The sequence below is a fragment of the Pseudomonas sp. GNP014 genome (assembly GCF_054344005.1).
In genome coordinates this window covers 1210320-1234543 of record NZ_JBTGUS010000001.1, presented here as the reverse complement: position 1 = coordinate 1234543, position 24224 = coordinate 1210320, and the positions used below count along the sequence as shown (strand labels likewise).

Genomic DNA, 24224 nt, shown 5'->3' with positions numbered 1-24224 from the left:
TAACTCTGTTGGTAACTTGTTGAGCCTGCTAAGGGTTTCGCACCTTGTCGAGCACCGCCAGTGAGCGCGATGCGTTGAGGACGAGGCCGTAGCTGAGCTTTTCGTAAGTGCGGAACACCATCAGCAAACCAGCCCGCTCATCGGGAATTTTCAGCGGCTGGCCGGTAATCCGGTCGCGCACGGTCTCACCGGTTTTCATCACCACCAGCACATTCCCTTCGGCGAGGCCGTCGCGTTTGCCCTTGTTCAGGGTCACCACGTCCATCACGCCGATCTGTGTGACACCGCGCGGCACGTCGATAATCACGCCGTTGATATGGGTGGCGGGCGCGCTGGGCATGAACGTCGAGTTGATCGAACGCTCTTCGCCACTGAACAAGCGGTCACCCAGACGCACCTCCTGCGTGGTGCGTTGCAGGGCAAGGGTGGCGACGTCACCTTCGGTGGCGACGATTTCACCGCCGCCGATGTCGTCGGCGTTGATCCCGAGAAACTCCTTGGTCTGTGGGTCGGTGTAGACCTTGCCTTGACGAAAGATGCCGTACACCGGCTGGTTCGGGTCGAAATGGCCGCGGGCGAAAATCCGGTCGCCGGTGCCGCTGAGCACCCGTTCGGCGTCGCCGGCGACGATGTACGGCGCCTTGTCGAAGTCCTCGACCTTGTCGACGATGCGGTTGCTCAGGAGAAAACTGTTGATCGACTTGAGTGGAATGCTCGGAATCGCCTCGGCCACCGGACTGGTGCGGATGCGCGGCGACAGTTTGATCGTGCCCCGTGACTCGCCTCGATTGAGGGTCAGTTGCGGCTGGCCGTTGACGTAGCTGAGCGTCAGGGTGTCGCCGGGATAAATCAGGTTTGGGTTTTCGATCTGCGGGTTGGCCCGCCACAGCTGCGGCCATTGCCAGGGCTCGCGCAGGTATTTGCCGGAGATATCCCAGAGGGTATCCCCCGAAACCACCGTGTATTGCTGTGGAAAACCATCCCTGAGTTGCACTTGCCCTTGCGCCACGCCGGCCGAAGCCAGAAGCAGCAGGGCGAGTAGTGTTTTCCTCATGCAGCGAATCCCTTTATCATGTGCGTTCGCGTGAACCGTCAGAGCCCCCGTGGCTCGCTACTGCAAACTGCATTAGCTACGCTTCACAACGGTAGCCTGCATCTTCGGACCTGCCAGGCCATCGACCCGACTTTACTCAACATGTGCAGCAATCAGCCTATGGCCATTTTAAACATCCTCGAATTCCCGGACCCGCGTCTGCGCACTATCGCCAAGCCTGTGGCCGTAGTGGACGACGAAGTGCGTCAGTTGGTCGATGATATGTTTGAAACAATGTATGAAGCGCCGGGCATCGGCCTCGCCGCGACCCAGGTCAACGTGCACAAACGTATTGTCGTGATGGACCTTTCCGAAGACCGCACCGAGCCACGGGTGTTCATCAACCCTGAGTTCGAATCGCTGACCGACGAGATGGATCAGTACCAGGAAGGCTGCCTCTCGGTACCGGGCTTCTACGAAAACGTCGACCGCCCGCAGAAGGTCAAAATCAAGGCACTGGACCGCGACGGCCAACCTTACGAACTGATCGCCGAAGGCCTGCTTGCGGTGTGCATTCAGCACGAATGCGACCACCTCAACGGCAAGTTGTTCGTCGATTACCTGTCCACGCTCAAACGCGACCGGATCAAGAAGAAACTGGAAAAGCTCCACCGCCAGAACGCTTGATGCCCCTCTTCAAAGGCTTGCTGCGGCAAGCCTTTTTCTTTTTATGAGACGCCTTCCATGACTGAGCCACTGCGCATCGTTTTTGCCGGTACCCCGGAATTTGCCGCCGAACACCTCAAGGCCCTGCTGAACAGCCCTTACGAGATCGTTGCGGTCTACACCCAGCCGGATCGTCCGGCCGGTCGAGGGCAAAAACTGATGCCGAGCCCGGTCAAACAACTCGCCCTGGAAAACAATATCCAGGTGTTGCAGCCACCGACCCTGCGCAACGCGGATGCTCAGGCAGAGCTTGCCGCATTGAAGCCGGACTTGATGGTGGTGGTCGCCTACGGCCTGATTCTGCCGCAAGCGGTGCTGGATATTCCGCGCCTGGGTTGCATCAACAGTCATGCTTCGCTGCTGCCACGCTGGCGCGGTGCGGCGCCGATCCAGCGCGCCGTGGAACACGGTGATGCCGAAAGCGGCGTGACCGTGATGCGCATGGAAGCCGGCCTCGATACCGGGCCGATGCTGCTCAAGGTCGTCACCCCGATCAGCGCCGACGACACCGGCGGCACGCTGCACGACCGTCTCGCCGAGATGGGCCCGCCAGCGGTGGTGCAGGCGATTGCCGGCCTGGCCGCAGGCACGCTCGAAGGCGAAGTGCAGAACGACGCGCTCGCCACCTACGCGCACAAACTGAACAAGGACGAAGCACGCATCGACTGGAGCCGTCCGGCAGTCGAGCTGGAACGTCTGGTGCGCGCCTTCAACCCGTGGCCGATCACCCACAGCACGCTCAACGGGGAAGCGCTGAAAGTACTGGCGGCAACACTTGCGGAAGGCAAGGGCGCGCCAGGCGAAGTGCTCAGCGCCAGCAAGGACGGTTTGATCGTCGCTTGCGGCGAGCAGGCGCTGTGCCTGACCCGCCTGCAATTGCCCGGCGGCAAGGCGCTGAACTTCAGCGACTTGTTCAACAGCCGTCGTGAGAAATTCGCCGTCGGAACCGTGCTCGGCGCCGTGGTGGACGCGCAATGAACCCGCGTCTGGCCGCCGCCAAGGCACTCGCCGCCGTGCTCAGCGGCAAGGCTTCGCTGAACAGTTCGCTGCCGACACAACTGGACAAGGTCGAAGACCGCGATCGCGGTTTCACCCAGGATCTGGCGTTCGGCACCGCGCGCTGGCAACCACGCCTGTCGGCGCTGGCCGAAAAGCTGCTGCAAAAGCCGTTCAAAGCTGCGGATGCCGATGTCGAGGCGCTGCTGCTGGTCGGTCTCTATCAATTGCTCTACACCCGCGTGCCGGCCCACGCCGCCATCGGCGAAACCGTGGGTTGCGCCGACAAGCTGAAAAAGCCTTGGGCCAAAGGCCTGCTCAACGCCGTGCTGCGCAATGCCCAGCGCGAAAGCGAGACGATTTTCGCCGAACTGGAGCGCGACCCGGTGGTGCGCACGGCTCATCCGCGCTGGCTGCAAAAATCCCTGAAGGCCTTCTGGCCGGAGCAGTGGGAAGCCATCTGCGCGGCGAACAACGCGCATCCACCGATGATTTTGCGGGTCAATCGCCGCCATCACAGCCGCGACGCCTATCTCGGTTTGCTGACGGACGCTGGCATTGCTGCGACGCCATGCGTCTACAGTCGCGACGGCATCGTCCTCGAATCCGCTGCCGATGTACGCAGCCTGCCGGGCTTCGCCGAGGGCTGGATCAGCGTGCAGGACGAGGCCGCACAACTGGCCGCCGATCTGCTTGATCTGGCGCCGGGCCAGCGCGTGCTCGACGCCTGCTGCGCGCCCGGTGGCAAGACTTGCCACATCCTCGAAGCCGAACCGGCGCTGACCGGCGTGGTCGCGGTGGACCTGGAAGCCAAGCGTCTGGTGCGCGTTAAGGAAAACCTTGAACGCCTCGGTCTAAACGCCGAACTGATCGCCGCCGACGGCCGCGATACGGCGAAATGGTGGGACGGCAAGCCGTTCCAGCGCATTCTGCTCGACGCACCATGCTCGGCGACCGGGGTGATCCGCCGCCACCCGGACATCAAGCTGACCCGTCAGCCAGATGACATCGTCGCCCTCGCGCAACTGCAAGGCGAACTGCTCGACGCGATGTGGAAAACCCTCGAAGTCGGCGGCATCCTGCTGTACGCCACCTGCTCGACCTTGCCGACCGAGAACACCGAAGTCATCGCTGCGTTCCTCGAGCGCACGCCCGGTGCCCGCGAACTGGATCTGGCCACCTCGGCCGGGATCAAACAGCCCCATGGTCGCCAATTGCTGGCCCAACAGGGTGGGCATGACGGGTTCTACTACGCCAAGCTGATCAAGATCGCTGCCGCGCGCGGCTAAACGGATTCAACGGAGTGACTGGATGAAAATCATCATCCTCGGTGCGGGACAGGTCGGCGGTTCGCTGGCCGAGCATTTGGCCAGCGAGGCCAACGACATCACGGTGGTCGACACTGACGGCGAGCGCCTGCGCGACCTCGGCGACCGCCTCGACATCCGCACCGTGCAGGGCCGGGGCTCGCTGCCGTCGGTGCTGCGTCAGGCCGGCGCCGACGATGCCGACATGCTGGTGGCGGTGACCAACAGCGACGAGACCAACATGGTCGCCTGCCAGGTTGCCCACACGTTGTTCCACACCCCGACCAAGATCGCCCGGGTGCGCGAAGCGTCCTACCTCAATCGCGAGGAGCAGTTGTTCCAGAACGAAGCGATCCCGGTCGACGTGCTGATCAGCCCCGAGCAAGTGGTGACCAACTACATCAAGCGCCTGATCCAGCACCCCGGTGCGTTACAGGTGATCGACTTCGCCGAAGGCGCGGCGCAACTGGTGGCAGTGCGCGCCTATTACGGCGGGCCGTTGGTGGGTCAGCAACTGCGGCAGTTGCGCGAGCACATGCCAAATGTCGAGACTCGCGTGGCAGCGATTTTCCGCCGTGACCGACCGATCCTGCCGCAAGGCGACACGGTGATCGAAGCGGATGATGAAGTCTTCTTCATCGCCGCCCGTGAGAATATTCGCGCGGTCATGAGCGAAATGCGCCGCCTCGACGAAACCTACAAACGCATTGTCATTGCTGGCGGCGGGCAGATTGGCGAACGCCTGGCCGAGGCCATCGAAAGCCGTTATCAGGTGAAGATCATCGAGATGAGCCCGGCACGTTGCCGCTATCTCTCCGACACCCTCGACAGCACCGTGGTGTTGCAGGGCAGCGCTTCCGACCGCGACCTGCTGCTGGAAGAGAACATCGCCGACGCCGACATTTTCCTCGCGCTGACCAACGATGACGAAGCCAACATCATGTCGTCGTTGCTGGCCAAACGGCTGGGGGCGAAGAAGGTGATGACGATCATCAACAACCCGGCTTACGTCGACCTGATCCAGGGCGGCGACATCGACATCGCCATCAGCCCGCAGCTTGCGACCATCGGCACCTTGCTGGCGCACGTGCGCCGCGGCGATATCGTCAGTGTGCACTCACTGCGTCGCGGTGCTGCGGAAGCCATCGAGGCGATTGCCCACGGTGATGCGAAGTCGAGCAAGGTAATTGGCAAACCGATCGAGAAGATCGGCCTGCCACCGGGCACCACCATCGGCGCGGTCATCCGCAACGAACAGGTGATCATCGCCCACGATGACACGGTGATCGAAGCGGGCGACCATGTGATCCTGTTCCTTGTGGATAAAAAGCATATTCGCGATGTGGAGAAGCTGTTTCATGTGGGGTTGAGCTTCTTCTGATCCGGAATGAGCGTTGCCTTCATTGGCCCCATCGCTGGCAAGCCAGCTCCCACAGGTTTTGTGGTTGTTCATAAATGTGATGTGCACCCGAGAACCCTGTGGGAGCTGGCTTGCCAGCGATGACAGCGCCACAGATCTTCCCTGACACAGCAGAAAAGGAATCCACCGATGCTCGAATCCCTGGAAAAAATGCTCGCCAAGGGTGTGGATAACTCCTTGCTGCGCTTCGGCCTGGGCAAGGGCTATCTGGATCTTGGGGAAAATGCCAAGGCTGCCGAGCACTTTGAGCGCTGTGTCGGCTTCGATCCAAAGTACTCGGCGGCCTGGAAACTGTTGGGCAAGGCACACCTGGCGCTGGGCGATCACGCCGCTGCGCGGCAGGCGTGGGAACAAGGTCTGGAAGCAGCTCGCGTTCATGGCGACAAGCAGGCCGAGAAGGAAATGGCGGTGTTTTTGAAAAAGCTCGATCGTCAGGCGCAATAAATCAGAGGTAGCGAAGACCGATACCCTCGGCATCCACCGTGACCACTTCCATGCGCACCCGTGGCGCACCTGTGGGTAAACCCTGCACCTGTCCGTAAACCACTGCGCCTTTGGGCAACGACGCCAGCCGCGGATGCTGCACATACACGCCGGTAGGCGTGAGGTTGCGCGTCTGGCCGAGGCATTCGCCGAAGCTGTCGTGAGTGATCTTGATGCGAAACGACTTACGGTGTTCGGACATCTTGTTGCGCCCTTTGATGAACGGTTGTGGATAACCTCGGCAATGAGGTTATCCACAGAACATGCCAATCAGCTCAATACCAGCGCTCTTCGCCCGGCGGACGTTTCTTGAAGCGCTTCATGCTCCACATGTACTGGCTCGGGTACGCCGCCACGTAACGCTCGACGACTTTACTCATCGCTGCGCAAGACTCGGCGGTATCGGTGCTGTACATGGCTTCGGGCGCGGCTTCGAGGATCACTTTGTAGCCAGAGCCGTCAGGCAGGCGCAGCGCATGCAGGAACACACCCACGGCCTTGCCGCCCGCCAGCATGTTCGGCACGAACTTGCTGGTCAGCGCCTGCGTGGCGAAGAACGGCACGAAGATCCCGGCGGATTCGGCCGGTTCCGGGTCAGCCGGAATGCCCACTGCACCACCTTTGCGCACTTCCTTGATCACACTGAGGATGCCTTCCTTGGTGGAGGCGGCGACTTTGTTGCCCAGTTGCACGCGCTGTTTGCGCAATAACTCATCCACAGCCTTGAGCTTCGGTGGACGATAAAAAATGATCGGTTTGCACTGGCTGCAATAGAAGTGGTTGAGCACTTCCCAGTTGCCCAGGTGGCTGGTGATGCCGACTACGCCTTTGCCCGAGGCCAATGCGTCCTTGAGAATGTCGAGGCCTTCGACTTCGCGCACCAGATCAATGGAGCGCTGTGCCGGCCAGATCCACGCGCAGGCGCTTTCGGTCAGCGACTTGCCGATGTCTTTCAGACTCTGGCCGACCAGACGCTCACGTTCGGTCGGGTCCATCTGTGGAAAACATTTGGCGAGGTTGATCCGCACCACGTCGCGAGAACGGTTAGGGGTTTTCCACATGACCCAGCCGATAGCCGAACCAACGGCCTGCACGGCCCGCCATGGCAGCAGGGCAAACAGCCGCAGAGCGCCTACCAGCAAGGCGCCTTTAAACTTTTCCACAGGTCACTCCTGATCTTGTGCGGTGCGCGAGGCGGCCATTCTAACCGCCGTTGGCGAGCTGCGCGTAGCGGTCGCAATCCTGAGTGTGATCCATGACCATGCCCGAGGCCTGCATCAACGCGTAGCAAATGGTCGGGCCGACGAACGTGAACCCGGCCTTTTTCAGGCCTTTGCTCATCGCCAGCGCTTCGGGGGTGATCGCCGGAACTTCGCTGCGATCCTTGAAGTGATTGATGATCGGCTGGCCGCCAACGAACGACCAGAGAAACACCACCGGGTCCTCCAGCGCCAGCCAGGCCTGGGCATTGCGCCGGGCGGCATTGAGCTTGAGGCGGTTGCGGATGATCCCGGGGTCGAGCATCAATTCGTCGATTTCGGCGTCGCTCATCTGCGCCACGCGTTGTACGTCAAAGCCGAACAACACTTCGCGATAACGCTCGCGCTTGCGCAGCACGGTGATCCAGGACAGCCCGGCCTGGAACCCTTCGAGCAAAAGCAACTCGAACAAACCCTGCGCATCGCGAAGCGGCGTGCCCCACTCCTGGTCGTGATAAGCCATGTACAACGGATCTTCGGTACACCAAAAGCAGCGTGGCATAAGGCTCCAGGGGGCGTGCGCAGCAATGAATCGGGTATACTCCCGCTCTTTAAATCGCAGCCCAAGAAACAGGTGAATTTCGTGAGCCAGCCTACGCCAGCCGTGCGTACCTTCCAAGACTTGATCCTCGCGCTCCAGCAATACTGGGCCGAGCAAGGTTGCGTGGTACTTCAGCCCTACGATATGGAAGTAGGCGCCGGCACTTTCCACACCGCGACCTTCCTCCGCGCCATCGGCCCGGAAACCTGGAACGCCGCTTACGTGCAGCCAAGCCGCCGTCCAACTGACGGCCGTTACGGCGAAAACCCGAACCGTCTGCAGCACTACTACCAGTTCCAGGTAGTCCTGAAGCCGAACCCGGACAACTTCCAGGAACTGTACCTGGGCTCCCTCAAGCATGTCGGCCTGGACCCGCTGGTCCACGACATCCGCTTCGTCGAAGACAACTGGGAATCGCCGACCCTCGGCGCCTGGGGTCTGGGCTGGGAAGTCTGGCTCAACGGCATGGAAGTGACTCAGTTCACTTACTTCCAGCAAGCGGGCGGCATCGAGTGCTACCCGGTGACCGGCGAGATCACTTACGGTCTCGAGCGTCTGGCCATGTACCTGCAAGGCGTGGATTCGGTCTACGACCTGGTCTGGGCTGACGGTCCGTTCGGCAAAGTGACCTACGGCGACGTGTTCCACCAGAACGAAGTGGAGCAGTCCACCTACAACTTCGAACACGCCAACGTCGACAAACTGTTCGAACTGTTCGACTTCTATGAAAGCGAAGCCAAGCGCCTGATCGAGCTCGACCAGCCGCTGCCGTTGCCAAGCTACGAAATGGTCCTGAAGGCGTCGCACACCTTCAACCTGCTGGATGCGCGCCGGGCGATCTCGGTGACTGCGCGTCAGCAATACATTCTGCGCGTGCGCACCCTGGCGCGTTCCGTTGCGCAAGCCTACCTGCTGGCACGCGCCAAGCTGGGCTTCCCGATGGCGACCCCGGACCTGCGTGACGAAGTACTGGCCAAGCTGGAGGCTGCACAATGAGTGCGCAAGATTTTCTGGTTGAACTGGGCACCGAAGAACTACCACCGAAAGCCCTGAACACCTTGGCTGAAGCGTTCCTCGCCGGTATCGACAAGGGCCTGCAAGCCGCTGGCCTGAGCTACGAAAGCAAAACTGTCTACGCCGCACCACGTCGTCTGGCTGTATTGATCACTGCGCTGGCGACCCAGCAACCGGATCGCAGCATCAACCTCGACGGCCCGCCGCGTCAGGCCGCGTTCGACGCAGAAGGCAATCCGACTCAGGCAGCCCTGGGCTTCGCCAAGAAGTGCGGCGTCGATCTGAGCGAAATCGATCAGAGCGGCCCGAAACTGCGTTACAGCCAGAGCATCGCCGGCAAGCCGACCGCGAGCCTGCTGCCGACCATCGTCGAAGATTCGCTGAACGACCTGCCGATCCCGAAACGCATGCGTTGGGGTGCGCGCAAGGAAGAGTTCGTGCGTCCGACCCAATGGCTGGTGATGCTGCTCGGTGACCAGGTCATCGACTGCACCATCCTCGCGCAAAAGGCTGGCCGTGATTCCCGTGGTCACCGTTTCCATCATCCGGAAAGCGTGCGCATCGGTTCGCCGTCGAGCTATCTCGCTGACCTGCGTGCCGCTTATGTATTGGCCGACGCCAACGAGCGTCGCGAAATCATCAGCAAGCGCACCGAAGAACTGGCCACCCGTCAGGAAGGCACGGCAATCGTTCCGCCGGCACTGCTCGACGAAGTGACCGCGCTGGTTGAATGGCCGGTGCCGCTGGTGTGCTCGTTCGAGGAACGCTTCCTCGACGTGCCGCAAGAAGCCCTGATCACCACCATGCAGGACAACCAGAAGTACTTCTGCCTGCTGGATGCCGACGGCAAGTTGCTGCCACGTTTCATCACTGTGGCCAACATCGAAAGCAAAGACCCGCAGCAGATCATCGCCGGTAACGAGAAAGTGGTTCGCCCACGTCTGACCGACGCCGAGTTCTTCTTCAAGCAAGACAAGAAGCAGAAGCTCGAAGCCTTCAATGATCGCCTGAAGAACGTGGTGTTCCAGGAAAAACTCGGCAGCGTCTACGACAAGGCCGAGCGCGTTTCCAAACTGGCTGCGTACATCGCCGCGCGCATTGGCGGCAACGCTTCGTGGGCCGCTCGTGCGGGTCTGCTGTCGAAGTGCGACCTGGCCACCGAAATGGTCGGCGAGTTCCCGGAGATGCAAGGTGTCGCTGGTTACTACTACGCACTGAACGACAACGAGCCGGAAGACGTCGCGCTGGCCCTCAACGAGCAATACATGCCACGTGGTGCCGGTGCTGAACTGCCGGCAACCCTGACCGGTGCCGCCGTTGCGATCGCTGACAAGCTCGACACCCTGGTCGGTATCTTCGGTATCGGCATGCTGCCGACCGGCAGCAAAGACCCGTATGCCCTGCGTCGTGCGGCATTGGGTGTGCTGCGTATCCTGATCGAGAAAAAACTCGATCTGGACCTGAACGACGCCGTGGCTTTCGCCGTGACTGCGTTCGGTGCCAAGGTCAAGGCTGCCGGCCTCAACGAAGCCGTGCTGGAGTTCATCTTCGACCGTCTGCGTGCGCGTTACGAAGACGAAGGCGTGGATGTCGCGACCTACCTGTCGGTGCGTGCCCTGAAGCCGGGTTCGGCGCTGGACTTCGACCAGCGTGTGCAAGCGGTGCAGGCCTTCCGCAAACTGCCGGAAGCGGCAGCGCTGGCGGCGGTGAACAAGCGTGTGTCGAACCTGTTGAGCAAAGTCGAAGGCTCGGTGCCGACCGTGGTCGAAGCCAAGTATTTCGACAACGCCAACGAGTTCTCGCTGTACTCGGCGATCCAGCAAGCGGATCAGGCGGTGCAGCCAATGGCCGCCGCGCGTCAGTACAACGAATCGCTGGCTCGCCTGGCCGCCCTGCGCGAGCCGGTGGATGCGTTCTTCGACGCCGTCATGGTCAATGCCGAAGACGCCAAGGTCCGGGCCAACCGCTATGCGCTGCTGGCGCGTCTGCGTGGCTTGTTCCTGGGTGTTGCCGACATTTCGCTGCTGGGTTGAGGGACTGCTGTTGAAACTGCTGATTCTCGATCGGGACGGAGTGATCAATTACGACTCCGACGCTTACATCAAGTCGGTAGAGGAGTGGATTCCGCTGCCCGGCTCGATCGAGGCGATTGCGCAGTTGAGCAAGGCTGGCTGGACGGTGGCGGTGGCCACCAACCAGTCGGGCATTGCTCGCGGCTACTACGACCTCACCACCCTCGACGCCATGCACGCGCGCCTGCGTACGCTCGTGGCGGAGCAGGGCGGTGAAGTCGGTTTGATCGTGTATTGCCCGCATGGGCCGGACGAAGGTTGCGATTGTCGCAAGCCGAAACCGGGGATGTTGAAAACCATCGCGGCGCATTACAACGTCGAGCTGGCCAATGTCTGGTTCGTCGGCGACAGCCTTGGTGACCTGGAGGCCGCCAAAGCCGTCGATTCACAGCCAGTTTTGGTAAAGACCGGAAAAGGCGCAAAGACTCAGGGCAAAACCCTGCCGGTTGGCACTCTGATTTTTGACGATCTGGCGGCGATTGCCGCAGAACTTATCCACAACTAGAGTACTTCTGAATTCCTGACCAGGGATTGATCGGGAGTGCGCTTGAACACTCGGGCATTGCCCCGTAACGGTAAACGTCACTATGTCGATACTGCGGGCCATCAGAATTTTTCTCTTTTACCTGCTGCTGGGCACCACCTCCCTGCTGTGGTGCAGCTTGAGTTTTTTTATCGCGCCGTTTTTGCCATTCAAGGCGCGTTATCGTTTTATCAACGTGTACTGGTGTCGCTGCGCCTTGTGGTTGACCAAGGTGTTTCTCGGGATCCGTTACGAAATCAAAGGCGCGGAAAACGTGCCTGAGCGGCCCTGCGTGATTCAGTCGAACCACCAGAGCACCTGGGAGACGTTCTTTCTCTCCGCTTATTTCTCGCCGTTGAGCCAGGTGCTCAAACGCGAATTGCTGTACGTGCCGTTCTTCGGCTGGGCCATGGCCATGCTGCGACCGATCGCGATTGATCGCGACAACCCGAAAGCCGCGCTCAAGCAAGTGGCGGCGAAGGGTGACGAGTTGCTCAAGGACAACGTTTGGGTGCTGATCTTCCCGGAAGGGACCCGCGTGCCCTACGGCACTGTCGGCAAGTTCTCCCGCAGTGGTAGCGCACTGGCCGTCAATGCGGCGCTTCCGGTGCTGCCGATTGCACACAATGCCGGCAAATTCTGGCCGAAAGTCGGCTGGGGGAAGATGTCCGGCGTGATCACCGTGGTCATCGGCGAGCCGATGTATGCCGAAGGCACTGGCCCGCGCGCCATCGCCGATCTGAACGACCGGGTGCAAGCCTGGAACGAACAGGCGCAACGGGACATGGGCTCGCTGCCACCGGCGCCACAGGCCTCGGCCGGAAGCGATCAGGTGGCTGTCTGAATTTTGTGGATAACCTGTGTACGGTTTTGTTGAAAAAGCCAGAATATTGAAATCAAGTAATTGATTTATATACATATTTCTCAAGCTAATAAAACACCGAAAAACGTGCATAAGTTTTTTTTGGATGTAAAAAAACCGGCTGATATAGCCGGTTTTTTTGTGCCTGTCATTCGTGGATAAGCGGCAGCTCAAGCAGAAAGGTTGTGCCTTGATCGACGACGCTTTGACAGTCGATCCGGCCGCCATGATGGTCGACCACAGCTTTGACCATCGACAAGCCGAGGCCGACGCCATCAATGCCTTGCGCAGAGGAAAACCGCCGGTACTGGCTGAACAGGTCAGGCAACTCCTCGGCGGCGATGCCTTTGCCCTGATCCGTCAGTTCGCAGCGCAACCATTGTGCGTGGCAACTGACACGCAATTGAATGGTGGTGTCGGCAGGACTGTACTTGATCGCATTTTCCAGCAGGTTGAATAACGCCCGGGTCAGCAGGGCCTGATCGGCCATGACCAGCCGCTCCTGGGATGGCTCATCCATGTCATGCAGCAGCTCGATGCGTTTCTGCTGGGCGATGGGCAATGCTTGATCCAGTACATCCAGCACCAGCATGGCGAACAGACTCGGCTGAAAGTGATAGGACTCGGACTCGGCGCGTGCCAGCAGCACGAAACCATCGGTCAGATCCAGCGCGCGGCGTACCTGGCGCTCGATCTGCTCGAACAGTGGCGAGTCTGCACCCGCCTGATGACGATGCACATCGAGCAGAGCGAGGATCGCCGAATGCGGCGCGCGCAGGTCATGAGACAAGAAGCGCAGCAGAACCCCGCGTTGTTCCTCGGCAGCGCGCTCGGCACTGAGGTCGGTCAGGCTCAACAACCAGCCGATCGGCGTGTCCCCGTCGACGGGCAGCAACGCGGCGCGCTCCAGACGCAGGCTACGTTCCTTGTGATCGCGAAATTCCAGCAGGGGCAGGGAGGACAACGAGGGGCGCGGCTCTGTGGATAACTCGGGATAGCCAAGCAGTGCCAGTTGACCGAGCACATCGTCGCCCACCAGATTGTTATCAAACAAGCTCCGCGCCTTGCGATTGCCCAAAAGGATCTGCCCTTTGGGATCGCTGATCAGGGTCGCCACCGGCAGATACTCCAGGCCATCGGCGATAAAACGCCGAGTGTCGCGGGTGCGGCTCATGGCTTGCTCAAGCGCCATGATCTGGCCCTGCAAGTGATCAGCCCCGGTGAATTGTGTGCGGCGGCGTTCAGGGAACACTTTCGGCTCACTGTCCAGCCTCGCCAATTCCCATCCGAAATAGGTCAGCACCACGCTCAGACGCCGCCAGTTCCAGATCAGATAACCAAACAGCATGCCCAGCACCGCAGGCGTCGGTGACCACCAATGGCGGATTTCAGCCAGGCCCGCGCTGGTTATCAACACACCCGCCATGCCAACCAGCGTTATCCAGAGCGCCCAGCGCGGTCGCCACAACAGCAATCCAAGCACACCCGCCACGAGGCCTACGGATAGCAAAGCGCCCATACCCGGCGAGGTGTCATGCAAGTTGACCTGTGCCCGATACGACAACAGCGCAGTCAGCGGTAACAGCACTAGACTTATCCACAACCACTCACGCACCAGTTGGCGAAACAGGCGCTGCACTTGACTGGGTTCACGGCTTTCACGCCGGCGCGGGCTGGTCATGGACAAAAAGAGCAGGGCAGTGTGAATGGTTTCATGGGGCACAGGTCTGAGACGTAGACCCGAAGAATCATAGCGGACGTCGACCAACGGCGGGCCGCTTACTTTCATGGCATCGGCCGAGCGACTATGGTTCACGGCCAACAGCCCAAGCATCAAGGAATCACCGCGTATGCGCGTTGCGATACTGGACGATGAACCGGCCGAACTGCGGCGGGTCGAGCAAACCCTGCAGCAAATGGCCAGCGCCGGCGAGCAGCCCTGGTCACTGCACAGTTTCGAGCGCGGGGAAGACTTGCTGCGCCAACTGCGCCGGGAAACCTTCGACCTGCTTATCCTCGACTGGCAACTGCCCGACCTCACCGGGCTGGCCCTGCTGCGCTGGACCCGCGAACACATGGAAGCCCCGCCGGCGGCGATCATGCTCACCAGTCGCGATGGCGAGAGCGATATCGTCCAGGCACTGAATGCCGGTGCTGACGATTACGTCAGTAAACCGTTCAGACCCAATGAGTTGAAAGCACGGGTGGCCGCAGTACTGCGCCGGCACAGCCAGCAGCGCACGGCTGCAACGGAAGTGCTGAGCTTCAATGACCTGACCTTTGATGATGCCGAACTGACCGTCACCCGCGAGGGCAAACCGATCGTCATGACCGAGCGCGAGTATCGCCTGGCCCGCTGCCTGTTCAGCAATCTTGGCCGGCCGTTATCACGGGATTATCTGTATGAACGGTTTTGGCCACATGAAGAGATGGCGTCGTCTCGGCCACTGGATACGCATATCTATCGACTGCGCAACAAGCTGGGACTGACGGCGGATCGCGGGTGGCAGTTGTTGACGATTTATGGGTATGGGTACCGGTTGGAGAGTGTGGCGGCGGGGTCCGAATAGAAAGTAAAAGATCGCAACCGTTGGCAGCGCCTACTGGGCTGCGATCTTTTGCTCTGCCAATAAAAAGGCCAACGCATCTGCGTTGGCCTTTTGTTTGACGCCGACCGGAATCAGAAGTCCAGGTTGGATACCGCCAGAGCATTGCTCTCGATGAAGTCACGGCGAGGTTCGACCGCATCACCCATCAGGGTGTTGAAGATCTGGTCTGCGCCGATGGCGTCTTCGATGGTGACTTTCAGCATGCGGCGCACGCTTGGGTCCATGGTGGTTTCCCACAGCTGATCCGGGTTCATTTCGCCCAGACCTTTGTATCGCTGGATGGTGTGGCGCTTGGTGCTTTCGGCCATCAGCCAGTCGAGGGCTTCCTTGAACTCGGTGACCGCTTTCTTGCGCTCGCCACGCTGGATGTACGCGCCCTCGTCGAGCAGGGTGCTCAGTTGAGCACCGAGAGTGACGACGGTCTTGTAGTCGTTGCTGCCGAAGAAGTCGCGGTTGAAGGTGACGTAGTTCGACAGGCCGTGGGAGATCAGTTCGACCTCTGGCAGCCACACACCACGTTCACGGTCTTCACGCAGGCTGGCCTTGTAGACCAGACCCGACTTCTCGACGGTGCGCAGACGCACTTCGTACTGGGCCAGCCAGTCTTGCATCTTGGCGTGGTCGCCAAGCATTTCCAGGCTGACAGCCGGCAGGTAGATGAAGTGCTCGGTCAGCTCCTGCGGGTACAGGCGCGACAGACGCTTGAGGGTCTTCATCACCATGCGGAAGTCGTTAACCAGACGCTCCAGCGCTTCACCGGAAATACCCGGGGCTTCTTCGTTCAGGTGCAGGCTCGCATCTTCCAGGGCCGACTGCGTCATGTACTCTTCCATGGCGTCGTCGTCTTTGATGTATTGCTCTTGCTTGCCTTTCTTGACCTTGTACAGCGGCGGCTGGGCGATGTAGATGTAGCCACGCTCGATCAGCTCCGGCAACTGACGGAAGAAGAAGGTCAGCAGCAGGGTACGGATGTGCGAACCGTCGACGTCAGCATCGGTCATGATGATGATGTTGTGATAACGCAGTTTGTCGATGTTGTACTCTTCGCGACCGATGCCGCAGCCCAGCGCGGTGATCAGCGTGCCCACTTCCTGAGACGAGATCATCTTGTCGAAGCGTGCTTTCTCGACGTTGAGGATCTTGCCCTTCAACGGCAGGATCGCCTGGGTCTTGCGGTTACGTCCCTGCTTGGCAGAGCCGCCCGCGGAGTCACCTTCCACGAGGTACAGTTCGGAGAGTGCCGGGTCTTTTTCCTGGCAGTCAGCGAGCTTGCCCGGCAGGCCGGCGATGTCCAGCGCGCCTTTGCGGCGGGTCATCTCACGGGCCTTGCGCGCTGCTTCACGGGCACGGGCCGCGTCGATCATCTTGCCGACAACCAGCTTGGCTTCGTTCGGGTTTTCCAGAAGGAAGTCGGAGAAGTACTTGCCCATCTCCTGCTCGACCGCAGTCTTCACTTCGGAAGACACCAGTTTGTCTTTGGTCTGCGAGCTGAACTTCGGATCAGGCACCTTCACCGAGATGATCGCGGTCAGGCCTTCACGGGCATCGTCACCGGTGGTAGCGACTTTGTGCTTCTTCGCCAGACCTTCCTGCTCGATGTAGTTGTTCAGGTTACGCGTCAGGGCCGAACGGAAACCCACCAGGTGGGTGCCGCCGTCGCGCTGCGGAATGTTGTTGGTGAAGCACAACAGGTTCTCGTTGAAGCTGTCGTTCCACTGCAGGGCGATTTCCACGCCGATGCCGTCTTCACGCTGGATGTTGAAGTGGAACACCTGGTTGACCGCAGTCTTGTTGGTGTTCAGGTATTCAACGAACGCACGCAGGCCGCCTTCGTACTTGAACAGCTCTTCCTTGCCGCTGCGTTCGTCCTTGAGGACGATGCCTACACCGGAGTTGAGGAAGGACAGTTCACGAATGCGCTTGGCCAGGATGTCCCAGCTGAAGTGAATGTTCTTGAAGGTTTCGCTGGAAGCCTTGAAGTGGATCTGGGTGCCGGTGGTTTCGCTGTCGCCAACGATGGCCATCGGTGCCTGAGGCACGCCGTGGACATAGGTCTGTTCCCAGATCTTGCCGCTGCGGCGCACAGTCAGTACCAGCTCTTCGGACAGGGCGTTCACTACCGATACACCTACACCGTGCAGACCGCCGGATACCTTGTAGGAGTTGTCGTCGAACTTACCGCCGGCGTGGAGGACGGTCATGATGACCTCGGCGGCGGAAACGCCTTCCTCTTTGTGCACGTCTACCGGGATGCCACGGCCGTTGTCTTTAACGGTGATGGACTCATCCGGGTGGATGATGATGCTGATGTCGTCGCAATGGCCGGCGAGGGCTTCGTCGATCGAGTTGTCGACCACCTCGAACACCATGTGGTGCAGACCGCTGCCATCGTCGGTGTCACCAATGTACATACCGGGACGTTTGCGTACGGCATCCAGGCCTTTCAGCACTTTAATGCTCGTTGAGTCGTACGTATTTTCTTCGCTCAATGCCTTCACTCCCGATGGTCGTGGGTCTGGGTGATACGGCCCTGTTCCACGTGGAACAGAGCGACTGGCGTTTCCGTCTGCCAGCCTTCCCTCAATAATTCGTGATCTACACAGGTGATGAACACCTGGCAGCGTAAGTCTTCCAGCAAGCGGCACAGCGCGCGACGGTGGGCCTCGTCCAGCTCGGACGGCAAGTCATCCACCAGATAAATACACTGCCCGCGTCGGGCCTGGCTCACCAGATGCCCCTGGGCAATCCGCAAGGCACAGACCACCAGCTTCTGCTGACCCCGGGACAAGATGTCCGCGGCGTTGTGTGCGCCCAATCTAAGACGCAAGTCAGCGCGTTGCGGGCCGGCCTGGGTATGACCCATTTGCTGATCCCGTTGCACGGAGCCAGCCAGTACGGCACTCAATTCCCGGTCCTTGTCCCAGCCTCGGTAATAGCTGAGCGTCAAACCTTCAAGCTCAACCAGTTCGCTCAAGGTCTGTTCAAAGACTGGTTTCAAGGCTTTGATGTAAGCGCGGCGGTATTCATCGATTTCAGCGCTGGCCTGGCACAGTTCCCTGTCCCAAACCGCTTGCGAAACGGCGTCAAGTGTACCATGCCGCAGCCAGGAGTTTCTCTGGCGCAAGGCCTTCTGCAAACGTTGCCAAGTGGCCATGAACCGCGGCTCGACGTGGAACACACCCCAATCGAGAAACTGCCGGCGAATCTTCGGCGCCCCTTCGAGCAGGCGGAAGCTGTCGGGGTTGATCAACTGCAGCGGCAGGATCTCGGCCAGTTGCGCAGCGCTACGGGCGTTCTGCCCGTCGATGCGGATCTGGAACTCTCCCTGACGGTCACGGGAGATCCCCAACGCGCTGTGACCACCCTCGGCCAGCTCGACCTGACCGAAGACGGTGCAGGCGAGTTGTTCGTACTGAATGACCGGCAACAGCCGCGTGCTACGAAACGAACGGGCAAGCCCCAGCAGGTGAATGGCTTCCAGAACACTGGTTTTGCCGCTGCCGTTGGCGCCGTAAAGAATGTTGATGCGGGGGGAGGGGGAGAAGGTCACCGGGTGCAGATTGCGCACCGCGGTGACCGAAACACGACTTAAGGACATCCAGAATCAGCTGATTACAGACGCATCGGCATGACAACGTAAGCCGAGTCGTCATTGTCGGACTCTTGCACCAGCGCACTGCTGTTGGAGTCGGACAGGATCAAGCGAACCTGCTCAGTGGTCATCACGCCCAGCACGTCGAGCAAGTAGCTCACGTTGAAGCCGATTTCCAGCGAGCCGCCGTTGTATTCAACGCCCACTTCTTCTTCCGCTTCTTCCTGCTCCGGGTTGTTGGCCTGGATCTTCAACTGACCGCTGGCCAGTTGCAAACGGATGCCACGGTACTTCTCGTTGGACAGAATCGCAGTACGGCTGAACGCTTCACGCAGGGCCTGACGATCGCCCAGTACCAGCTTGTCGCCACCTTTGGGCAGTACACGCTCGTAGTCCGGGAATTTGCCGTCAACCAGTTTCGAAGTGAAGGTGAACTCACCGGTGGTGGCGCGGATGTGGTGCTGGCCGAGCACGATGCTGACATTGCCATCAGGCTCGGTGAGCAGACGGGCCAGTTCGAGAATACCTTTGCGCGGCACGATCACTTGGTGGCGATCCGGCTGACCGATATCGGCCTGCATCGAGCACATCGCCAGACGGTGACCGTCGGTGGCCACGGCGCGAATCACACCCGCCGAAACTTCCAGCAACATGCCGTTGAGGTAATAACGCACGTCCTGCTGGGCCATGGCGAAGCTGGTGCGTTCGATCAGACGACGCAGTTTGCTCTGCTCCAGGCTGCAGGTCAGCGAGCCCGGACCTTCTTCAACGGTCGGGAAATCGTTGGCGGGCAGGGTCGACAGGGTGAAGCGGCTACGACCGGCCTTCACCACCAGCTTCTGCTCGTCGACCTTGATGTCGATCAGCGCATCGTTGGGCAGACTTTTGCAGATGTCCATCAGCTTGCGCGCAGGCACGGTGATGGAGCCTGTTTCAGCCGGCTCTTCAAGTTGCACACGACCGACCAGCTCGACTTCCAGGTCGGTACCGGTCAGCGACAGTTGCTGGCCTTCGACAACCAGCAGCACGTTGGAGAGTACCGGCAAGGTCTGTCGGCGCTCGACGACGCCTGCGACCAGTTGCAGGGGTTTCAACAGGGCTTCGCGTTGAATGGTGAAATGCATGGTCTAGTCCCTTGCCTTAATAAGCTGCGCTGGTGTTCATCAAGTGGTCAGTGTACGCAGCAGGTTCTTGTAGTCCTCGCGGATGTCCGCGTCGGATTCCTTAAGTTCGTTGATCTTGCGGCAGGCGTGCAACACGGTCGTGTGGTCGCGGCCGCCAAACACATCGCCGATTTCCGGCAGGCTGTGGTTGGTCAGTTCCTTGGACAATGCCATGGCCACCTGACGCGGACGAGCCACCGAGCGCGAACGGCGCTTGGACAGCAGGTCGGAGATCTTGATCTTGTAGTATTCGGCGACAGTGCGCTGAATGTTATCCACAGAGACCAGTTTGTCCTGCAACGCCAACAGGTCTTTCAGGGATTCGCGAATCAGCTCGATGGTGATGTCACGACCCATGAAGTGCGAGTGGGCAATCACGCGTTTCAGCGCGCCTTCCAGCTCACGGACGTTGGAGCGAATGCGCTGGGCAATGAAGAACGCGGCATCGTGCGGCAACTCGACTTTGGCCTGGTCGGCTTTCTTCATCAAGATCGCGACACGGGTTTCCAGCTCAGGCGGCTCGACAGCAACGGTCAGGCCCCAGCCGAAGCGGGATTTGAGGCGCTCTTCAAGGCCTTCGATTTCTTTCGGGTAGCGGTCACTGGTGAGAATGACCTGCTGGCCACCTTCAAGCAGCGCGTTGAAGGTGTGGAAAAACTCTTCCTGCGAGCGCTCTTTGCGAGCGAAGAACTGAATATCGTCGATCAGCAAAGCATCCACCGAACGGTAGAAACGCTTGAACTCGTTGATCGCGTTCAGTTGCAGCGCCTTGACCATGTCGGCCACGAAGCGCTCCGAATGCAGGTACACAACCTTGGCATTCGGGTTCTTCTTTAATAGATGGTTACCCACCGCGTGCATCAAGTGGGTTTTACCCAGGCCGACGCCACCATAAAGGAACAGCGGGTTGTAGCCGTGCTTCGGGTTATCCGCCACCTGCCAGGCCGCTGCGCGGGCGAGCTGGTTGGATTTACCTTCGACGAAGTTTTCGAAGGTAAAGGTGCGGTTCAGGTAACTGGTGTGCTTGAGCGCGCCTTCGACCTGCACGGTGCGCTGTTCGGCGCGAACCGGAGCCTGCTGCGACGCGGCACCGGCCATCGGATCGAAGCTGTCGCGGGACGGCTCTTCACTGACTTCGGCGCTTTTCTGCGTGGAGCGCTTGGCCGCAGCTGGGGCGGGTGCAGGGGCTGGCGCGCTGACCGGAGCGGCATTCGCCTGCGCCTGGGAAACCTGCGCGGCGGCCAATGGTGCATTCGGCGCGGCCCGGGGTGCCGAGCTGCGCTTGCTGCCTATTAATAAGGAAAGCGCGGGCGCCATGCCATTGCCATGCTCATCCAGCAGTTCAAGGACACGGCCGAGGTACTTTTCGTTGACCCAGTCCAGCACGAAACGGTTCGGTGCGTAGACGCGCAACTCGTCGCCTTCGGCTTCGACCTGTAGTGGACGGATCCAGGTGTTGAATTGTTGGGCAGGCAGCTCATCGCGCAAAAGCTCCACGCACTGCTGCCAAAGTTCCACTGACACGGATATCCCCTAAGTTGAAAGCCGGTGAGGCAAAAACAAGCGGCCATTGTAGCGGCGAGCCGTCCACTTATCCACATGCAGGTGGCCTGCCGATCATGATTTATCAATGCGTTAACCACTAAAAAGGCGACCAACGGTGTGTGAATAAGCTCTGTGGATAACCGCCTCTGAGGGCACTGGACAACTGGGGGCGAAACTCGGTGGATAACCTGCCTGTGGATAACAGCCCTTTCCACACACAGGTTATCCGACAGCGCAGCACAGGCTGAACACGGTTTTCCACTGTAGTTGTCATTCTCTGTACATCACGTCGTACAAGGGCTTATGGCACTTATCCACAGAAGGAGGCGGGTCTAGCTTTTATAAGCTTTACAGAAAAGCTTTAAATAATTCCCTTCTTTATTTTTATGTATGGCGAACACGCGTTCCCGAAGAAACGCTCCGGAGATCTATTTATAAGGAAACGTTGGTTGGAAATTGACCTGAAGGCTTGCTTTCTCTAGAATCCCCGGTCTCTTAAAACGGGGGCCATTCCGGCCCGTTGTGGACGAACCAGGTAACACGACATGAAACGTACTTTCCAACCAAGCACTATCAAACGCGCTCGTACCCACGGTTTCCGTGCTCGCATGGCTACCAAGAACGGTCGTGCCGTCCTGTCGCGTCGTCGCGCCAAAGGTCGTGCGCGTCTGGCAGTTTGATAATCCGGCACTGGAGGTGAGTCAGGACTTCAGTCGGGAAAAGCGTTTGCTTACTCCCCGGCATTTCAAGGCAGTCTTTGACTCCCCTACCGGCAAGGTTCCGGGGAAAAATCTCCTGCTCCTTGCACGCAACAACGATCTTGATCACCCCCGTCTTGGGCTGGTTATCGGGAAAAAGAGCGTAAAGCTCTCCGTTGAGCGCAATCGCCTCAAACGTCTGATGCGCGAATCGTTCCGTCTGCACCAGGATTCACTGGTTGGCTGGGACATCGTTATCGTCGCGCGCAAAGGTTTGGGTGATGTAGAAAACCCCGAATTGATTCAGCATTTCGGCAAACTCTGGAAGCGTCTGGCTCGTAACAAGCCGGTTCCGGCAGTCAAAACCGAAACTGTAGGGGTAGACAGTCCAGATGCGTAAACTGGCCCTCGTTCCGATCCAGTTTTACCGCTACGCCATTAGTCCCCTGATGGCCGACCACTGTCGTTTCTACCCCAGTTGTTCCTGCTACGCGTTAGAAGCCATCGAAAATCATGGCCTTCTGCGCGGTGGCTGGCTGACCTTTCGTCGTTTAGGTCGCTGTCATCCGTGGAATCCCGGTGGTTATGACCCGGTTCCACCTATCCCTACCTCCCGTTCTTCTTCGATGGCCGAGTAATCATGGATATCAAACGCACGATCCTGATCGTCGCCCTGGCAATCGTGTCCTACGTTATGGTTCTTAAATGGAACCAGGACTATGGCCAGGCTGCCCTGCCGACTCAGAATGTTGCTTCCAGTACGACTACATCCGGTTTGCCGGACACCGCCACTGGCAATAACACTGCCGCCAGTGACGACATTCCGCGCGCCGCTAGCGATACCAGCGCACCTGCCGAAACTCCGGTAGCCGCCAGCAAGGATCTGATCCAGATCAAAACCGACGTGCTCGATCTGGCGATCGATCCACAGGGTGGTGACGTTGCTCAACTGACCTTGCCTCTGTATCCACGTCGTCAGGATCGTCCTGATGTGCCGTTCCAGCTGTTCGATAACGGCGGCGAACGTGTTTATCTGGCACAAAGCGGTCTGATCGGTACCAACGGCCCGGATGCAAATCCTGCCGGTCGTCCGGTTTACTCCTCGGAGAAGAAGACTTATCAACTGGCTGACGGTCAGGACCAACTGGTCGTCGACCTGAAATTCAGCAAGGACGGCGTCAACTACATCAAGCGTTTCACCCTGAAACGCGGCCTGTATGACGTAGCCGTTTCCTACATTGTGGATAACCAGAGCGCACAGCCCTGGAGCGGCGCAATGTTTGCCCAGCTGAAGCGCGATAACAGCGCTGATCCTTCGTCCACAACCGCTACTGGCACCGCGACTTACCTGGGCGCTGCCCTGTGGACAAGTTCGGAGCCGTACAAGAAAGTGTCCATGAAGGACATGGACAAGGCACAGCTGAAAGAAACCGTCACCGGTGGCTGGGTCGCCTGGCTGCAACATTACTTCGTGACAGCCTGGATTCCGGCCAAGGGCGAAAACAACATCGTCCAGACCCGTAAAGACAGCAAAGGCAACTACATCATCGGTTACACCGGTCCTACGCTGACCGCTGCTCCGGGTGCCAAAGTTGAAACCAGCGCTGTGCTGTACGCCGGTCCGAAAAGCCAGGCGGTGTTGAAAGAGTTGTCCCCAGGTCTGGAACTGACCGTCGACTACGGCATTCTGTGGTTCATTGCCCAGCCAATCTTCTGGCTGCTGCAACACATCCACGCCATTGTCGGTAACTGGGGCTGGTCGATCATCTTCCTGACCATGCTGATCAAGGGTCTGTTCTTCCCTCTGTCGGCTGCCAGCTACAAGTCGATGGCGCGCATGCGTGCCGTTGCGCCGAAACTGGCCGCTCTGAAAGAGCAACATGGCGATGACCGGCAGAAAATGTCGCAAGCCATGATGGAGCTGTACAAGAAAGAGAAGATCAATCCACTGGGCGGCTGCTTGCCGATCCTCGTGCAGATGCCGGTTTTCCTTTCGCTGTACTGGGTTCTGCTGGAAAGCGTGGAAATGCGCCAGGCGCCGTTCATGCTGTGGATCACTGACCTGTCGATCAAGGATCCGTTCTTCATTCTGCCGATCATCATGGGCGCAACCATGTTCATCCAGCAGCAGCTGAACCCGACTCCGCCGGATCCGATGCAGGCGAAGGTCATGAAAATGATGCCAATCATCTTCACCTTCTTCTTCCTGTGGTTCCCTGCAGGTCTGGTGCTGTACTGGGTTGTGAACAACTGCCTGTCGATTGCACAACAGTGGTACATCACGCGTAAGATCGAAGCGGCGACGAAAAAAGCCGAGGCGTAACTTGCACTGTGGATAACACCACTCAAAACGCCCCCTAGTGGGGCGTTTTGCTATCTGC

Annotated in this window: 23 protein-coding genes; 14 read left to right on the top strand and 9 right to left on the bottom strand. The window is 59.4% G+C overall.

Annotated features, from left to right (window positions below; all coding sequences use genetic code 11):
* Positions 1 to 28 precede the first annotated feature (28 nt).
* Positions 29 to 1054 (bottom strand): LysM peptidoglycan-binding domain-containing protein, encoded by a 1026-nt coding sequence (locus ACXX9E_RS05725; protein ID WP_128615011.1) that lies wholly within the window; start codon positions 1052 to 1054, stop codon positions 29 to 31.
* A 159-nt stretch (positions 1055 to 1213) separates the two neighbouring features.
* On the opposite strand from ACXX9E_RS05725, the gene def reads away from it, so the two are divergent.
* The 5 genes from def (at position 1214) to ACXX9E_RS05700 (ending at position 5926) form a co-directional block, all read left to right on the top strand.
* Positions 1214 to 1720 carry a peptide deformylase gene (gene def / locus ACXX9E_RS05720; RefSeq protein WP_027610272.1) on the top strand — a complete coding sequence of 169 codons (507 nt, stop codon included), beginning with the start codon at positions 1214 to 1216 and terminating at the stop codon, positions 1718 to 1720.
* Positions 1721 to 1777: 57 nt separating this feature from the next.
* Positions 1778 to 2737, top strand: a complete 960-nt coding sequence (fmt, locus tag ACXX9E_RS05715) for a methionyl-tRNA formyltransferase (protein WP_128615010.1) — start codon at positions 1778 to 1780, stop codon at positions 2735 to 2737.
* The gene (gene rsmB / locus ACXX9E_RS05710; RefSeq protein ID WP_458555143.1) at positions 2734 to 4044 is read left to right on the top strand and encodes a 16S rRNA (cytosine(967)-C(5))-methyltransferase RsmB; all 1311 of its coding nucleotides are present in this window, start codon (positions 2734 to 2736) and stop codon (positions 4042 to 4044) included. Before fmt ends, rsmB begins: the two co-directional genes overlap by 4 nt.
* Before the next feature lie 22 nt (positions 4045 to 4066).
* On the top strand, positions 4067 to 5443 hold the full coding sequence (trkA, locus tag ACXX9E_RS05705) for a Trk system potassium transporter TrkA (RefSeq protein ID WP_007911861.1): 1377 nt from the start codon (positions 4067 to 4069) through the stop codon (positions 5441 to 5443).
* A 168-nt stretch (positions 5444 to 5611) separates the two neighbouring features.
* Complete coding sequence (locus ACXX9E_RS05700) at positions 5612 to 5926, top strand: tetratricopeptide repeat protein (protein ID WP_123470116.1); 315 nt, start codon at positions 5612 to 5614, stop codon at positions 5924 to 5926.
* Position 5927: 1 nt separating this feature from the next.
* On the opposite strand, the gene ACXX9E_RS05695 is transcribed toward ACXX9E_RS05700, so the two are convergent.
* From ACXX9E_RS05695 to ACXX9E_RS05685, 3 genes are all read right to left on the bottom strand, one after another.
* Complete coding sequence (locus ACXX9E_RS05695; protein ID WP_123470115.1) at positions 5928 to 6167, bottom strand: PilZ domain-containing protein; 240 nt, start codon at positions 6165 to 6167, stop codon at positions 5928 to 5930.
* A 73-nt stretch (positions 6168 to 6240) separates the two neighbouring features.
* Positions 6241 to 7128, bottom strand: coding sequence for a lysophospholipid acyltransferase (locus ACXX9E_RS05690; RefSeq protein ID WP_457236481.1), 888 nt, complete (start codon positions 7126 to 7128; stop codon positions 6241 to 6243).
* A gap of 40 nt (positions 7129 to 7168) precedes the next feature.
* Positions 7169 to 7726 carry a DNA-3-methyladenine glycosylase I gene (locus ACXX9E_RS05685; RefSeq protein ID WP_123470112.1) on the bottom strand — a complete coding sequence of 186 codons (558 nt, stop codon included), beginning with the start codon at positions 7724 to 7726 and terminating at the stop codon, positions 7169 to 7171.
* A gap of 81 nt (positions 7727 to 7807) precedes the next feature.
* On the opposite strand from ACXX9E_RS05685, the gene glyQ reads away from it, so the two are divergent.
* The 4 genes from glyQ (at position 7808) to ACXX9E_RS05665 (ending at position 12218) form a co-directional block, all read left to right on the top strand.
* A complete protein-coding gene (glyQ, locus tag ACXX9E_RS05680) occupies positions 7808 to 8761 on the top strand; it encodes a glycine--tRNA ligase subunit alpha (RefSeq protein WP_003187265.1) in 954 nt (317 codons plus the stop codon).
* Complete coding sequence (gene glyS, locus ACXX9E_RS05675; RefSeq protein ID WP_458555142.1) at positions 8758 to 10812, top strand: glycine--tRNA ligase subunit beta; 2055 nt, start codon at positions 8758 to 8760, stop codon at positions 10810 to 10812. The genes glyQ and glyS overlap by 4 nt, the downstream gene beginning before the upstream one ends.
* 4 nt (positions 10813 to 10816) lie before the next feature.
* Complete coding sequence (gene gmhB / locus ACXX9E_RS05670; RefSeq protein ID WP_177490547.1) at positions 10817 to 11356, top strand: D-glycero-beta-D-manno-heptose 1,7-bisphosphate 7-phosphatase; 540 nt, start codon at positions 10817 to 10819, stop codon at positions 11354 to 11356.
* 82 nt (positions 11357 to 11438) lie between these two features.
* On the top strand, positions 11439 to 12218 hold the full coding sequence (locus tag ACXX9E_RS05665; RefSeq protein WP_222833987.1) for a lysophospholipid acyltransferase family protein: 780 nt from the start codon (positions 11439 to 11441) through the stop codon (positions 12216 to 12218).
* 166 nt (positions 12219 to 12384) lie between these two features.
* Here ACXX9E_RS05665 and ACXX9E_RS05660 read toward each other — a convergent pair whose 3' ends face one another.
* Positions 12385 to 13917: a sensor histidine kinase gene (locus ACXX9E_RS05660; protein ID WP_128615004.1), complete on the bottom strand. Its 1533-nt coding sequence runs from the start codon at positions 13915 to 13917 to the stop codon at positions 12385 to 12387.
* 169 nt (positions 13918 to 14086) lie between these two features.
* Here ACXX9E_RS05660 and ACXX9E_RS05655 point away from each other — a divergent pair, with 169 nt between their 5' ends.
* Positions 14087 to 14806 (top strand): response regulator transcription factor, encoded by a 720-nt coding sequence (locus tag ACXX9E_RS05655; RefSeq protein WP_123470106.1) that lies wholly within the window; start codon positions 14087 to 14089, stop codon positions 14804 to 14806.
* Positions 14807 to 14916: 110 nt separating this feature from the next.
* Here the strand turns inward: ACXX9E_RS05655 and gyrB are convergent, their stop codons facing one another.
* From gyrB to dnaA, 4 genes are read right to left on the bottom strand one after another with little or no spacing between them, the layout of a single operon-like run.
* Positions 14917 to 17334 carry a DNA topoisomerase (ATP-hydrolyzing) subunit B gene (gene gyrB / locus ACXX9E_RS05650; RefSeq protein ID WP_007960764.1) on the bottom strand — a complete coding sequence of 806 codons (2418 nt, stop codon included), beginning with the start codon at positions 17332 to 17334 and terminating at the stop codon, positions 14917 to 14919.
* 5 nt (positions 17335 to 17339) lie between these two features.
* Positions 17340 to 18443, bottom strand: a complete 1104-nt coding sequence (recF, locus tag ACXX9E_RS05645; RefSeq protein WP_123470104.1) for a DNA replication/repair protein RecF — start codon at positions 18441 to 18443, stop codon at positions 17340 to 17342.
* Positions 18444 to 18457: 14 nt separating this feature from the next.
* Complete coding sequence (gene dnaN, locus ACXX9E_RS05640; RefSeq protein WP_016772390.1) at positions 18458 to 19561, bottom strand: DNA polymerase III subunit beta; 1104 nt, start codon at positions 19559 to 19561, stop codon at positions 18458 to 18460.
* A 39-nt stretch (positions 19562 to 19600) separates the two neighbouring features.
* Entirely contained in the window at positions 19601 to 21124 is a 1524-nt protein-coding gene (dnaA, locus tag ACXX9E_RS05635; RefSeq protein ID WP_186743775.1) for a chromosomal replication initiator protein DnaA, read from the bottom strand.
* 566 nt (positions 21125 to 21690) lie between these two features.
* On the opposite strand from dnaA, the gene rpmH reads away from it, so the two are divergent.
* From rpmH to yidC, 4 genes are read left to right on the top strand one after another with little or no spacing between them, the layout of a single operon-like run.
* On the top strand, positions 21691 to 21825 hold the full coding sequence (gene rpmH / locus ACXX9E_RS05630; protein WP_003213577.1) for a 50S ribosomal protein L34: 135 nt from the start codon (positions 21691 to 21693) through the stop codon (positions 21823 to 21825).
* Positions 21826 to 21841: 16 nt separating this feature from the next.
* Complete coding sequence (rnpA, locus tag ACXX9E_RS05625; RefSeq protein ID WP_011336726.1) at positions 21842 to 22243, top strand: ribonuclease P protein component; 402 nt, start codon at positions 21842 to 21844, stop codon at positions 22241 to 22243.
* On the top strand, positions 22236 to 22481 hold the full coding sequence (gene yidD, locus ACXX9E_RS05620) for a membrane protein insertion efficiency factor YidD (RefSeq protein ID WP_010565858.1): 246 nt from the start codon (positions 22236 to 22238) through the stop codon (positions 22479 to 22481). Before rnpA ends, yidD begins: the two co-directional genes overlap by 8 nt.
* A gap of 2 nt (positions 22482 to 22483) precedes the next feature.
* Complete coding sequence (yidC, locus tag ACXX9E_RS05615; RefSeq protein WP_123470098.1) at positions 22484 to 24166, top strand: membrane protein insertase YidC; 1683 nt, start codon at positions 22484 to 22486, stop codon at positions 24164 to 24166.
* The last annotated feature ends 58 nt before the right edge of the window (positions 24167 to 24224 follow it).